Below are 13,729 nucleotides of genomic sequence, written 5' to 3'. Positions count from 1 at the left end.
ACTCTTTTTTGTTGAGCTTAATAACTACTGCATATTCTTGTATTCTTCAACATTGTCGAGGAGCGTGCTTATTTCGTCGTCGTTAAGGCAGCAAAGCCCCTCATCGTTAATGTATCTGTTGACCACCGTTTCGAGCGAGTCGACCGGAATACGCTTTTCCTTATAGGTCGAAGCGGAATTATTGAGCAGCCAGCGAATAGGGTATATCTCCCAATCCTCCGCGACGACAGCCCATGGGCTCGCGAACGCCTCGGCTATACGCTTCTTATCGCCGGAATAGATGATGTCGATCTCTTCTTCGGTAAAATGGTCGTATCTGGAGCTCTCCATGTTGTTCAATTCAACAAACTTCTCCCTCGGGATATTCAGCTCTTCGACAATCTCTATTTTGCTGTACGGCGCTACGTGCCCACACTCGACGCCTCCCCACACGCTCTTCCACAGAGCGTCGAGACTCTCGGCGCCGGTCTGTTCAAGAATATAATCCATCCAATTTTTACTAAATGATGTCAGTTTATCCAACGAATTGTCATACGCCAAGTATTTGTAATCCGACCATCTTACGTTGTCCCCGCCGTGAGCTTCCGACGGGTCGGGCGGCTCGGAATCGGTCCGGGGACTGTCCGAGGCGGGCACAGGCGGGTAATTTGTTCCGTAGTCGGTGGAGATGCTGCCGTCTTCGCTCCCGACGCTTCCGCTTCCGGAGGAAGCGATGACGCCGGAGTGTTTGCCTCCGCTGCCGCCCGGGTCAGCGACGCCGCCGCTGCGCCACGCGCCGGTCACGTTCAGCGCGACGAGCGCGCCCGCGACTACCACGACGAACGCCGCGGCTGCCGCCGCCCATTTCATCCACGGCTTCGGCGCGAAGACCGCCGTTTTCGCTTTTTCCCGTTCCGATTCCGGCGGATAGACGGCTGCTTCTATAAGATCGGCGTCTATCATGCCCATCGCTTTGTTTACGTTATATATACTCATTGTAACCTTCCTTTCTCAAATGCGCGGCGAGGCGCTCGCGCGAACGTTTGAGCATCGTTTTTACCCGACGTCTGCCGACGCCGTATCCGGCGCATATCGCGTCTATGGTATCGTAATACCAGTATCGGCGGATGAAGACGTTACGCTCAAGCTCGCCCTCTGAGCGCAGGAACTCCGATATCTGCGCCGCGAGCTCGACCTTGTCGGCGACGCTCTCGGGATCGCGGTCGGGGATCGCGCCCGCGAACTCCTCCAGCGAGGCGAGCGACTCCGGACGGCGCTTTTGCGCGTTATTGAAGCGCAGGCGGTCTATCGCCGCTTCGCGCGCGAGCTTGCCGAGGTACGCCTTCAGATTTTCCGGCCGCTGCGGCGGGATCGAGTTCCACGCCGCGAGCAGCGCGTCGTTGAGGCACTCCTCGGCGTCGCCTTCGTCGCCGAGCAGGTTGCGGGCGATATACAGGCAGTAGTTCCCGTATTTCGTCTCCGCCTCGGCGGGCGCCGATTCGTTTCTTTCGAGAAACAAGCCGACTATTTCGGAATCGTTCACGCTGCTCCTCCCTTCTGTGTTGAAAGGTCCTTTCACTTATATACCCGAAAAATCGGGCGCGGAAAGTTACGGTTATAAAAACTATTATTATAGCATATTTCCCGCCGGCGCACAAACACGAAAAGCGCACGCAAAAGCCGCACACCCGAGGGTGTGCGGCTTCGTTTCTGTTACGCGGCGTAAGCCCTGCCGGAGATTATCCGACGTAGGCGTACTGGAAGTACCAGTAGCCGTAGGGGCTGTGCCATACGCCCTTCAGAGTGGAGCTCTGGAGCCAGAAGTCGGTGTAGTACGCGACCGGAATGTTCGCATAGTCTTCCATCATGATCTTCTCGGCTTCGTGGAGGGCCTTGAAGTGAGCGGCCTGGTCGGCAACCTTGGAATCGTCGATGGCCTTATCGAACGCGGGGTTGTTGTACTTGCCGTCGTTGTTGCCGTTCGTGGAGTAAAGCAGCTCGATCATGTTCGAGGCGTCGTTGTAATCCATGACCCAGCCGTTACGGGCCATCTCGTAGTCGCCGGCGCGGCGCTGGGGAGTGAAGGAGGCCCATTCGACCTTCTCGATCTCCATCGTGATGCCGAGGACGTCCTTATAGCACTGCTGCAGGTATTCCGCAACCGCTACGTGATAGCCGGAATCGTTGGTGGAATAGGTGATGGTCGGGAAGCCCTTGCCTTCGGGATAACCGGCGGCGGCAATAGCTTCCTTCGCGGCCGCCTTGTTGGCCTCGTAGTCCTTGCTGATGTAGGTGCTGCCGCCGTTGGCCGCAACAGCGTTATCAAAGAAGGAGCCGCTCGCGTCGGAAACGCCGGGGCCTACGAAGTTGTAAGCGGGAGAATAGGTTCCCTGCATGATCGTGTTGGCGATGTAATCACGGTCGATAGCGAGGTTCAGCGCCTTGCGGACGTTGACGTCTTTGAAGACTTCCTTTTCGCAGTTGAGGTTCAGGTAGTAGGTGCCGAGGATGGTGTCAACGTAGAAGTCGCCGCCGTCTTCCGCCTTCTTCAGACTGGGGATCTCTTCGGTCGGGACGTCCTTGATGAGCAGCGACTCACCGCTGGTGTAAGCGGCGTAAGCAGCAGCGGAATCCTCGATGAGCAGGAAGTTGATGGTGTCGGTCACGATCTTGGAGGTGTCCCAGCCGCCCTTGTAGTTGGGGTTCTTGACGCATACGATGCGCTCACCGGGAGTCCAGGACTTGATCATGTACGGGCCGTTGCAGACGTAGGTCTCGGGCTTGGTCGCCCAGGCGTCGCCGTTGGCTTCGATGGTGGCCTGCTGGACAGGGCTCATCGTGCCGAACGCAACGATCTTGTCAAAGTAAGCGCAGGGATAGGACAGAACGATGGTCAGGGTCTTGCCGTCTTCGCTGGCCTTGACGTTCAGCTTGTCGGCATCGGGATAACCGTCGATCATTCCGACGACCGTTTCGCCGTAGGGCGCCGCGGTTTTGGGATCGCAGATGCGCTTCATGGTGTACTCGAAGTCCTTCGCGGTCAGGTCGGTGCCGTCGCTCCACTTCAGACCGTCACGCATCGTGAAGGTCCAGGTGAGGCCGTCTTCGCTGACGGTATAGCCCTCCGCCTGGCCGGGCTGAACGGCGTTGTTCTCATCGATGATGAGCAGGGTCTCAAACAGCGTGATCAGCATGTTGCCGCCGTCAACGGCGCTGTTCAGAGCCGGATCCAGAGTCTCGGGGTTGGGTCCGATCTGGACGGTGATCGCCGTGGGCTCGTCGTCGTTGGCTTCGCTTCCGCCGCTTTCGCCGCCGCAGGCGACGAGCGCGAGGGTCATGCAAAGCGCAAGAAGCAGAGCAAGGATTTTCTTTACCTTCATTTTGATTTCTCCTTTTCTTAAATTTGCGCGGTTTTCCGCGTTTTTGATTTATTCATTACGCTCGCGCGTATTGAATACGTTCAGTTCACCTTGTCGAGGTGGTGGCACGCCGCCCAGTGCCCGGCGGAGATCTCTTTCAGCTCCGGCGTTTCCGCGGCGCAGCGCTCGTCCGCGTAGGGACAGCGCGTGCGGAAGCGGCATCCGCTGGGCGGATTGACCGGACTCGGAACGTCGCCCTGAAGCACGATGCGCTTGTTGGCGCGCGCCGTGATCGGATCGGCGACCGGGATCGCGGAGATAAGACTGCGGGTGTACGGGTGGGCGCTGCGGGTGATGAGCTCGTAGCTTTCCGCAAGCTCCACGAGCTTGCCGAGGTACATAACGCCGATGCGGTTGGATATATGGCGCACGACGCTCAGATCGTGGGCTATGAAAAGATAGGTAAGCCCCATTTCTCTCTGCAGGTCTTCAAACATATTGACGACCTGCGCCTGTATCGACACGTCGAGCGCGGAGACCGGCTCGTCGCAGACGATGAATTCGGGGTTGACGGCAAGGGCTCTGGCGATACCGACGCGCTGGCGCTGTCCGCCGGAGAACTCGTGCGGATAGCGGTTGGCGTGCTCGCTGTTGAGTCCGACGCGCTCGAGCAGGTAGATTATCCTGTCGCGGCGTTCCTGCTTGGAGGCGGCGAGCTTGTGGATGTCTATCGATTCGCCGACAATGTCCCCTATCGTCATACGCGGGTCGAGACTCGCGTAGGGGTCCTGGAAAACGATCTGCATCCTGCGGCGGTAAGGCAGCATATCGACCGCTATCCTGTTCTGTCTGTCAAAGAGGACGTTGCCGTCGTAGATTATCCTGCCGTCCGTCGGCTCGTAAAGGCGGAGCATCGTGCGGCCGACCGTCGTCTTGCCGCAGCCGGACTCGCCGACAAGGCCGAGCGTTTCGCCCTTGTAGATGAAGAAGGAAACGTCGTCCACCGCCTGCACGAAGCGCTTTTTCCTGCCGAAGCCGCCGGCGGGGAAATACTGCTTGAGGTGCTCGATCTCAACGAGCTTTCTCTGCTCATTCATCGTCGGCGCCTCCCTTCTCGAGGGCTTCCTTCTGGCGAAGCCAGCAGTGGCTGTAATGCGTTTCGCTCAAGTCCGTCCGCGGAGGCATCTCGCGCAGGCAGATCTTCATGCAGCTCGCGCAGCGGGGCGCGAACGGGCATCCCGCGGGGGGATTCATAAGATCGACCGGCTGTCCCTCGATCGGGACGAGGCGTTCGACGTCCTCGGCGGTCAGCTTCGGGATCGAATTGATGAGCCCCTTCGTGTATTCATGGCTCGGCTGATAGAAGATCTCATCCGCGGTGCCGTATTCGACGATGTAGCCCGCGTACATGACCGCTATCTTTTCGCACATACTCGCGACGACGCCGAGGTCGTGGGTTATCATTATGATGCTCATGCCGAGCTTCTCGCGCAGCTCCTGCATCAGCTCGAGGATCTGCGCCTGGATCGTGACGTCGAGCGCGGTCGTGGGTTCGTCCGCGATCAGCAGCTTCGGCTCGCAGGCGAGCGCGATCGCGATCATAACGCGCTGGCGCATTCCGCCGGAAAGCTCGTGCGGATACTGCTTCAGGCGCTTGTCGGGTTCGTTTATGCCGACGAGCTCAAGCAGCTCGCGGGCGCGCGCCTTCGCCTCCTCCTTCGTTTTGTCGGTGTGAAGGAGTATGACCTCGACGATCTGGTTGCCGATCGTATATACGGGGTTAAGACTCGTCATCGGGTCCTGGAAGATGATGGAGACCTCGTTGCCGCGCATCTTGCGGAACTCCTTCTCGGTCATCTGATCGACCTGATGTCCGTTGAATTCTATCGTGCCGCCTATGAGCTTGCCGGGGAAGGCGGTCAGCCCCATTATCGAATACGCCGTAACGGATTTGCCGGAGCCGGACTCGCCGACTATTCCGAGCACCTCCCCCTCGTCCATCGAGAAGGAAACGCCGTTCAGCGCTTTGACTTCGCCCGCCGGTGTGAAGAAGGACAGGCGTTCGTCTTTTATTTCCAAAAGCTTTTTACTCACTTCTCACGCCTCCTCAATTCTTAAGCTTGGGGTCGAAGGCGTCGCGAAGACCGTCGCCGAACAGATTGAAAACGAGTATGGTTATGCTTATCAGTATCGCCGGGAACAGCAGCAGGTGCGGGAACGTGTTCATTCCCTTGACCGCGTCCGTCGCGAGCGAGCCGAGCGAAGGCATGGGCGCCGCGACGCCGAGCCCGAGGAAGCTCAGGTAACTCTCGGTAAAGATCGCAGAGGGAATCTGAAGCGTCGTGGTGACTATCAGCGTTCCGATGCAGTTGGTAAGCAGATGCTTGCGTATGATCCTGCCGTTGCCCGCGCCGAGAGCGCGCGCGGCGGTGACGTATTCGGACTCCTTGAGCACCAGCACCTGCGAACGCGTGATCCTCGCCATTCCTACCCAGTACAGAAGGACGAAGACGATGAATATCGCAATGAGGTTCGGGCCTACGCGCTGCATCCAGCGGAAGCCGCCGATGGTAGAAAGACTTTTCAGCGGTTCGCGCAGCACCATCGCGAGAATGATTATAAGCAGAATATCCGGTATCGTGTAAAGGATATCGGTGAAGCGCATCATTATGTTGTCGATCCAGCCGCCCGCGAAGCCCGCAACGGCTCCGAAGGTCGAACCGACGAGGAGCACCAGCGCCGCGCAGATGAGTCCGACGGTCAAGCTGATGCGCGTGCCCATCATAAGACGCACCGCGAAGTCGCGCCCGAGCTTATCCGTTCCGAAAATGAACGGGAACTGTTCCTTCCGCTGCAGCTCGGCTTTCAGATTATTTACCGCGTGCCGCTCCGCGTTGCCGGAGTTGAGCGCCGTCTTTATCGCCGCTTCTTCGTCGTGCTTGAAGCATCCGGCGGGCTCGCCTTCGTAAGGCACGCCGTAATCCGTATGCGTTTTGTTGACGGAGAGCAGAGTGCCGTTCGCGGCGGAGATCTCATAGGAACACAGGACGCCGTCTTTTTCGTACTCCACCGACCAGACCAGCATTTTGGTGCCGGGCGAAAGATTTTCCGCGCCCTTCGTCTGCTGTTCGTAGGCGTAAGGCCAGAACGACGGCAGGACGTACGCGAAGAGCATTATCAGCACGATCAGCGCGAAGCTGACCATCGCGATCTTGTTTTTGCGGAGGCGGCGGAAGCCGTCCCTCCAGAAGCTTACGCTGTCGCGCATTACGACGAGACTTTCCTTCTCCTCGTTCGTCGCGGGAGCGAAGTCCGCCGGATCGATATGTAAACTGAACGGTTTGTTGTGCATCATTCCGGTCCGCCCCCTTATTTAAGATTGATACGCGGGTCGATGACTTTGTAAAGTATATCGACTATCACGTTAGCGGCGATGACCAGCGTCGCGAGGATTATCGTAGTGCCCATGACCATGGTGTAGTCACGGGTTACGATAGATGAAACGAACTGTCCGCCGAGGCCGGGGACGGTGAAGATTTTTTCCACGACGAAGGAACCGGTCATCAGTCCGGCCAGCATCGGCCCGACGTAAGTAACGACCGGAAGCACCGCGTTGCGCAGCGCGTGCTTGAATATGGTCTTGAAGTTCGACAGTCCCTTCGCCTTCGCGGTGCGGATATAGTCCTGCCCCATAACGTCGAGCAGACTCGACCGCATAAGCCGCGTTATGTACGCCGTCGGGTATATCGCGAGCGCCGTTACAGGCATTACGTAATGCGCGGCGGTGCTCAGGCCGACGGTCGGGAAGATACCGAGCTTGCTCCCCAGGAAATACAACAGCAAAACGCTGCTTATAAAGCTCGGTATCGCTATTCCGCAGGTTGCGAGCACGATTATGATATTATCCGGCGCCTTGCCGCGGTTATACGCGGAAAGACAGCCAAGCGGTATGCCGAGCAGAAGCGCGAGAAGCACCGCGATGCCGGCAAGTCTCGCGGAGACCGGAAATTTCGAGAAGATTATCTCGGAAACCGTTCGCCCGCGCTGGCGCAAGCTCACGCCCATATCGCCCTTCAGGAAGTCGGTCATATAGGTCGCGTATCTTTGCAGGATCGGCTTGTCCAGCCCGTACTTCGCGGCGAGAGCCGCCTGCGCCTCCGCGCTGATCGACTTCTCCGCGACGAAGGGGCCGCCCGGTACCATATTCATAAGGAAGAACGTCAGCGTCGCAACGATAAAGATGCTGAGTATTCCCATCGCTATACGCTTGACTGCGTATTTTAACATTAAAAGCGCCTCCGTGACGAAATCGTTATACGTATGCGCGGGCAACGTCCCGCGGGTAAATTTCGACAATAACCTTATTCTGCATACTTTAGTTGTTTTATTCTATAACACTTTAACGCTTTTGTCAAGTAAAATATCACCGCCGAAGCGCATTCGGCGGTGGGACAGCGTATTATTTTGCCGATTCGACGAAATACCCGTTATAATCTTTCCGTTGAACAAAAGATACAGGATGGCTTTCTGCCGTTTCCGCTGAAAACAGACAGGCGTTTTTTACTCAATATCCGTGTTGTTCATCACGCTGAGCGGGTCTATCAGCTCGCCGTTTTTGCGTACCTCGAGGTGGAGGTGCGGCTCATCGCCGATCTCAAGGCGCGCCTGCTGCCCTACTCCGCCGATCTGGTCGCCGATGCCTACCGTGTCGCCGACCTTGACGGCGACGCCCTCCTGCACGTTGCAGTAGGAGGCGGCGTAGCTGCCGTGCTTTATCTCGATCACCCAGCCGAGCATCCCGTCCTCGCGGACGCCAGTCACCTCACCCGCCGCCATGGCGCGGACGGCCGTGCCGACCGGCGCGGCGATGTCGACTCCGTTATGCGTGCGCCAGTCCTGCATCGTGGGCGAAAAAACGAGCGCGTCCGCGCTGTATTCGCGCATGAGCGTTCCGCCGCTGACCGGCCATATCAGCAGCGTCGGTTCCGGAACGGTGTTCGCGGGCTCGTCGTCCTCCTTTTCGGAGCTTGACGGCTCCGGCTCGCTCTCGGACGCGGGCTTCTCGGTCACGCCCTTCTGCGGCTTGTCGACCTTCTCGGTCTGACTCTCGACCGGCGGCTCCTCGACCGGACGCGTGTAGGTCAAACTTCTGTCAATCGCGATATATCCGGCTACGAAGACGGCGATAAGGCACGCCGCGAGCACAGCGAAAAACTTTTTGCCTCCCGGCAGTTTGCTCTTCTTCTCGCTCGGAAGCTTCAATTCCTTCATAATATCTATCCTTTCGTAAAAAAGATGCCTTTGAGCTTATTTTGCTCAAAGGCACCCGTTTTTATGAAAGAATAATTACGCAAAAATCTTACTGACGGTTTTTCATTTCCATCCACTGATCGCGCGTCAGAAGCACCTGGCGCGGCTTGGAGCCCTCGAACGGCCCGACGATGCCGCGCGCCTCCATCTCGTCGACGATACGCGCGGCGCGCGCGTAGCCGAGCTTGAGGCGGCGCTGGAGCAGCGAAGTCGAGATCGTCTGCGTTTCGACCGCGATCTCGATGGCGGCTTCGAGCATTTCGTCCGCTTCGCCGTCGTCGTCGCCGACTCCGCCGGAAGCTCCGCCCTTGTCCTTCTGGTTCGCGGAGTAGGCGTCAATGGCTTCGCTGATGCTCTCGTCGTAGTGCGCGGCGGCCTTCTTCTTGGTGAATTCGACGACGCTGCGCACCTCGTCTTCGGAAACGTAGCAGCCCTGAACGCGCTGCGCCTTCGACGCGTCGATCGGCGCGTAGAGCATATCGCCGCGGCCGAGCAGCTTCTCGGCGCCGGCGTGGTCGATTATCGTGCGCGAGTCGACCTGCGAAGTGACCGAAAGCGCGACGCGGGTCGGGATGTTCGCTTTGATAAGTCCGGTGATGACGTCGACGGACGGACGCTGCGTAGCGATAACGAGGTGCATTCCGGCGGCGCGGGCAAGCTGGGCGAGCTTGCAGATGCTGTCCTCGACCTCCTTCGGGGAGGTCATCATCAGGTTCGCGAGTTCGTCGATGACTATGACGTACTGCGGTAGCGGCTCGGCGTTTTCGTCGTCCTTCACGCGCAGGTTGTAGCTCTTGATGTCGCGGCAGCCGGATTCCGAAAGCAGCTTGTAGCGGCGCATCATTTCGCGCACCGCCCAGTCGAGCGCGCCGGCGGCGCGTTTCGGGTCGGTGACGACCGGGATCGCCAGATGCGGCAGACCGTTATACATCGTCAGCTCGACGGCCTTCGGGTCGATCATTATGAACTTGACCTCGTCCGGGCTCGCCTTGTATATTATGCTCATAATTATGCAGTTTTCGCAGATGGACTTACCGGAGCCGGTCGCGCCGGCGATAAGCATATGCGGCATGGAGGCGAGGTCGGCGACTATCGGATCGCCCGAAACGCCCTTGCCTATCGCTATCGTCAGGCGGCTGTGGCTGTCCGCAAACCCCTTGGTTTCGAGCAGATCGCGAAGCAACACGTTGCTGCGCGTCTTGTTCGGCACCTCGATGCCGACCGCCGCTTTGTTCGGGATCGGCGCCTCGATGCGTATGCTGCTCGCCGCGAGAGAAAGCGCGAGGTCGTCGGAAAGTCCGGTTATGCGGCTGAGCTTGACGCCGGCCTCCGGCTGAAGCTCGTAGCGCGTGACGGACGGGCCGCGGCATACTTCGCTTATCGACGTGGAAACGCCGAAGGAGCGCAGCGTGCGCACGAGCTTGTCCGCGTTTTCCTTCATCTCGTTGGAGACGTCCTCGGATACGCCGCCGACGCCCTTTTTCAGCAGCGATAGCGGCGGGAAGACGTAGCCGTCCTCCTTCGGCTCGGCGGGCTTTTCGGCGGGTTTTTCCGCCGGCTTGTCCGCGTACTTGTCGGCGGGCTTCGGACTTTCGGTAACGGGCGCTGGCTTCGCTTCGGTCGAAGCGGCGGGCGCCGCCGCCTTGTTGATTATGTCGTCGATGCGGATCTCCGGCTTCGGAGCGGGGTCCGCGACTGTGAGATCCGGCACGGTTATCGGGCCGTCCGGTATCGGAATGTCGATAGCGGAGCGCTTTTTCTTCTCCGGCTTCGGCTGCGGCTCCCTGCCGATCTTGTCGATCGCCTTGACGGGATCGGTCTCCGGCTCTTCTCCGTCCTCCTCGTCAACTCCCATCGTGAAGAGGTTTTTAAGCCAGTTGAAAACGTTGATTATCGTTATGCCCGCGGACATCATAAGCGCGCCGGCGAGCACGAGGAACAGCGCTATAAGGCCGCCGACCTTGCCAAGCGCCTTCGTGAAAACGAAGCCGATGCCGAAGCCGACCGCGTTGACGCCGTCTTCTTTGAACACCTCGACTATATCCCTGCTCCCCGCCTTGAGAATGAAGACGACCGCCGCGAATATGATTATCGCAAGCAGACTGAACCAGAAACGGAGGGCTATGTATTTCTTCGTCTTCTGCACCGCGAGCAGCACTCCGATATAGATCAGCAGCACCGGCAGGAAGTACATTACCCACGAGAAAAGGGTGTTCATCCCCTTCTGGATCGCGTCGCCGAGAAATCCCTTGTCGGAAACGACGAGCAGCACGAACAGGAGCAGCCCGGCAAGTATCAGCACGGTGCTCCATATTACGTTTTTGCTGCGCTGCTTTTCAGCGGCAGCCGAGCGCGCCGCTGCGGCGGTGTTTTTATTTTTCGAGCCCTTCGGCCTTCCTCTCTGCGCCATTTTCACACATCCTGTTCTTTATAATCAGAGTCCGCTCATTCCCGCGACGACTGTGAAGCCGCCGAGCAGGAAGAGGTATATCGAGAATATCCAGAGCTTATCGTTCTTCACCATCCACGAGAGCGCCTTTATCGCGAAAAAGCCGACGGCCGCGGCGGTTACGACTCCGACGATGAGCGGGAAAACTCCCACGCCGAGGCCTTCCGCGAAGGCGTCCTTCGTTTCGCTTACGCCGGCGGCGAATATGACCGGTATGCTCAAAATGAAGGAATAGTCGACCATATAACCGCGGTCGACTCCGGAGATCAGCCCCGCGCCGACGGTCGAGCCGCTGCGCGAAACGCCCGGAAGCAGCGCTATCGCCTGCATGAATCCTATGTAGACCGCGCGCCCCGGCGTAACTTCGGCGAGCGGCTCCGCGGTGCGCTTCGCGGTGTAGCTTGCCAGAAGCAGCAGGATCGCGGTGTAGATGAAGCATATCCCTTCGACGACGACGTCCTCGTCCTCGCCGAGCGCGGAGATCGTATCCTTTATCGGATAGACGCAGAGCAGCGGCGCGAGCGAAAGGATCATCATCAGCAGCATCCTTCGCGTTTGACCGCAGTTCTTAAAGCTGAACCTGCCGCGGAAAATATCCGCAATCATGCGGAAGAACTCGAAGAACAGCTCCTTGACCCTCGGAAAAAACGCGAAGACGACCGCCGCCAGCGTGCCGAGATGCAGGAAAACGGAAAACGCTGTTCCCGCCCCCTCGATGCCGAAAAAGTGCGCGGCGACCGAGAGATGCCACGAGCTGCTGACGGGAAGGAACTCCGTCAGCCCCTGTATCACTCCTTGAAAGAACGCCTGAAAAACCGTCATCTTGATTGCTCCGAATATGTACTGCGGCGGACCGCCGCCGTAATATCTATGATATGACCGCCGCGGATTATTCCTCTATCAGCCGGTAAAGCGCCTCCACCGCGTCGGCGAGACCGCCCACCGCGTCGATGAAGCCCTCGCGGACGGCGGCTTCGCCGTCGAGCACGCTGCCCATATCCGTGGCGAGCTCGCCGGTGTTCAGCATCAGCTCGCGCATACGCTCCGGCGAAACCCGGCTGTTGCCGGCGACGAAGCGCACAACGCGCTCCTGCATCTTCTGGAAATAATCGAATGTCTGCGGCACGCCGAGCACAAGTCCGGTAAGCCGCACGGGATGCACCGTCATCGTCGCCGTAGGCACGATGAATGACCTGCGCGCACAGACCGCGAGCGGCACGCCAATCGAATGGCTGCCGCCGAGCACGAGCGAAACGGAGGGCGTCTTCATGCTCGCGACGAGCTCCGCTATCGCGAGCCCCGCCTCGATATCGCCGCCTACCGTGTTCAGCAGAAGCAGCACGCCCTCGACCTCCGGCGACTGCTCCGCCGCGACGAGCCGCGGGATCATATGCTCGTAGCGCGTCGCTTTCTCCGTAGGCGGAAGGGCGTAATGCCCTTCTATCTGCCCGATCACCGTCAAGCAGCAGATCGAGTGCGTCCCCGCCTTCACGGTCACGGCTCCGTCCTCGCCGGACGGATCGCGCGGTCTTTCGTTTTCGTTGTCTTCCGTCATAACAATACCGCCTTTATATTATTCGGGATTATTATGCGCAGGCGCGAAAACGATATGCCGCCTTATAGTCTTTTATATTTTACTATAATTCTCCGCAAATGTCAAGAAGAGTAAAAACATCTTTACTTTTCGGCAAAAACGTGGTATCATACTCCCGAGCAAGTCGGGCTGCCGCGTATGCGCTGGGCGAGCGGCAGGAATCCGAAACACGGTTTTGCCGTGCTGTTTTCCGCCAGACTATTGTTAAAATGCTCGGCAATACAGCAGTATTGCCTTGCGCTTTTGCCGCAGTCTGACGCAAATCAGCTACGGCAAAACTCCTCCGGACCTCAAACGGATGAGATTTCAGCCGATTTTTGGTGCAGAGGACGACGGCGGGCCGGCGCCCGCCGAGGACGACAAGCTGAAAAGCGGCGAAATATCGCCGTTTGAGGCGGATTCGGATCCCTGCCGCTCGCCCGGTATATGAGGAAAGTCCGGGCATCGCAGAGCGGGATAGCGGGTAACGCCCGCCGGAGGCGACTCCAGGGAAAGTGCAACAGAGATATACCGCCGGCTTTTGCCGGTAAGGGTGGAAAGGCGAGGTAAGAGCTCACCCGCCCCCTCGGTAACGCGGGGGCGCTGTAAACCCTATCCGATGCAACACCGAATAAGGCCATACGGCTGCTCGCCGTGCCTTGAAGGGTGGCGCGAGGCGCGCGGCGACGCGCGTCCCAGATAGATGGCAGTCTTAAAGGACAGAACCCGGCTTACAGACTTGCTCACCTTTATAAGACACGCCCGCGAGGGCATGAGAAAGCGGCGCACATTCGTGCGCCGCTTGGTTTGTTGTACTTGACTGATCGACGATAAGGACAATACGCCTGAGAAGCGGTCAAATCCGGAACTTTCCGGCTTGTTGTCCTCGCCGGGCGCCAGCCCGCCGTCGTCCTCCGCGCCGCAAATCCCTCGGATTTGCCACGCTTTCAGGTGCGGAGCAGTTTTGAACGGACCGATTTTGTTTCCGTTCAAGGCAAAAGCGCAAGGCAATACTTGCTGTATTGCCGAGCATTTTAACGCGGAACGGGGCAAAATCTG

General features: G+C 58.6%; 11 protein-coding genes, 1 other RNA gene and 1 pseudogene. 1 reads left to right on the top strand and 12 read right to left on the bottom strand.

What is annotated here, in order from left to right:
* Window positions 1-24: 24 nt before the first annotated feature.
* The 12 genes and pseudogenes from IJL83_03240 to IJL83_03185 form a co-directional block, all read right to left on the bottom strand.
* Entirely contained in the window at window positions 25-975 is a 951-nt protein-coding gene (locus tag IJL83_03240) for a hypothetical protein (protein ID MBQ6552612.1), read from the bottom strand.
* Window positions 962-1,522, bottom strand: coding sequence for a sigma-70 family RNA polymerase sigma factor (locus IJL83_03235; GenBank protein ID MBQ6552611.1), 561 nt, complete (start codon window positions 1,520-1,522; stop codon window positions 962-964). The genes IJL83_03240 and IJL83_03235 overlap by 14 nt, the downstream gene beginning before the upstream one ends.
* A 196-nt stretch (window positions 1,523-1,718) precedes the next feature.
* Complete coding sequence (locus IJL83_03230; protein ID MBQ6552610.1) at window positions 1,719-3,359, bottom strand: peptide ABC transporter substrate-binding protein; 1,641 nt, start codon at window positions 3,357-3,359, stop codon at window positions 1,719-1,721.
* Window positions 3,360-3,439: 80 nt separating this feature from the next.
* Window positions 3,440-4,435 (bottom strand): ABC transporter ATP-binding protein, encoded by a 996-nt coding sequence (locus IJL83_03225; protein MBQ6552609.1) that lies wholly within the window; start codon window positions 4,433-4,435, stop codon window positions 3,440-3,442.
* Window positions 4,428-5,432 (bottom strand): ABC transporter ATP-binding protein, encoded by a 1,005-nt coding sequence (locus tag IJL83_03220; GenBank protein MBQ6552608.1) that lies wholly within the window; start codon window positions 5,430-5,432, stop codon window positions 4,428-4,430. Before IJL83_03220 ends, IJL83_03225 begins: the two co-directional genes overlap by 8 nt.
* A 13-nt stretch (window positions 5,433-5,445) precedes the next feature.
* Entirely contained in the window at window positions 5,446-6,423 is a 978-nt protein-coding gene (locus tag IJL83_03215) for an ABC transporter permease (GenBank protein MBQ6552607.1), read from the bottom strand.
* Window positions 6,424-6,432: 9 nt separating this feature from the next.
* Window positions 6,433-6,693, bottom strand: a pseudogene (locus IJL83_03210) (ABC transporter permease).
* Window positions 6,694-6,707: 14 nt separating this feature from the next.
* On the bottom strand, window positions 6,708-7,625 hold the full coding sequence (locus tag IJL83_03205) for an ABC transporter permease (protein ID MBQ6552606.1): 918 nt from the start codon (window positions 7,623-7,625) through the stop codon (window positions 6,708-6,710).
* Between the two features lie 273 nt (window positions 7,626-7,898).
* The gene (locus IJL83_03200) at window positions 7,899-8,609 is read right to left on the bottom strand and encodes a M23 family metallopeptidase (protein ID MBQ6552605.1); all 711 of its coding nucleotides are present in this window, start codon (window positions 8,607-8,609) and stop codon (window positions 7,899-7,901) included.
* Between the two features lie 88 nt (window positions 8,610-8,697).
* Window positions 8,698-11,058, bottom strand: a complete 2,361-nt coding sequence (locus IJL83_03195; protein ID MBQ6552604.1) for a DNA translocase FtsK — start codon at window positions 11,056-11,058, stop codon at window positions 8,698-8,700.
* A 24-nt stretch (window positions 11,059-11,082) separates the two neighbouring features.
* Window positions 11,083-11,919, bottom strand: coding sequence for an undecaprenyl-diphosphate phosphatase (locus tag IJL83_03190; protein ID MBQ6552603.1), 837 nt, complete (start codon window positions 11,917-11,919; stop codon window positions 11,083-11,085).
* A 67-nt stretch (window positions 11,920-11,986) separates the two neighbouring features.
* Window positions 11,987-12,652 carry an ATP-dependent Clp protease proteolytic subunit gene (locus IJL83_03185; protein MBQ6552602.1) on the bottom strand — a complete coding sequence of 222 codons (666 nt, stop codon included), beginning with the start codon at window positions 12,650-12,652 and terminating at the stop codon, window positions 11,987-11,989.
* A gap of 429 nt (window positions 12,653-13,081) precedes the next feature.
* On the opposite strand from IJL83_03185, the gene rnpB reads away from it, so the two are divergent.
* An RNA gene (rnpB, locus tag IJL83_03180) (RNase P RNA component class A) lies at window positions 13,082-13,420 on the top strand.
* Window positions 13,421-13,729: the final 309 nt, after the last annotated feature.

The sequence above is a fragment of the Clostridia bacterium genome (genome assembly GCA_017438525.1).
Taxonomy (GTDB): domain Bacteria; phylum Bacillota; class Clostridia; order Oscillospirales; family RGIG8002; genus RGIG8002.
This window is presented reverse-complemented; position numbering and strand designations above follow the sequence as displayed.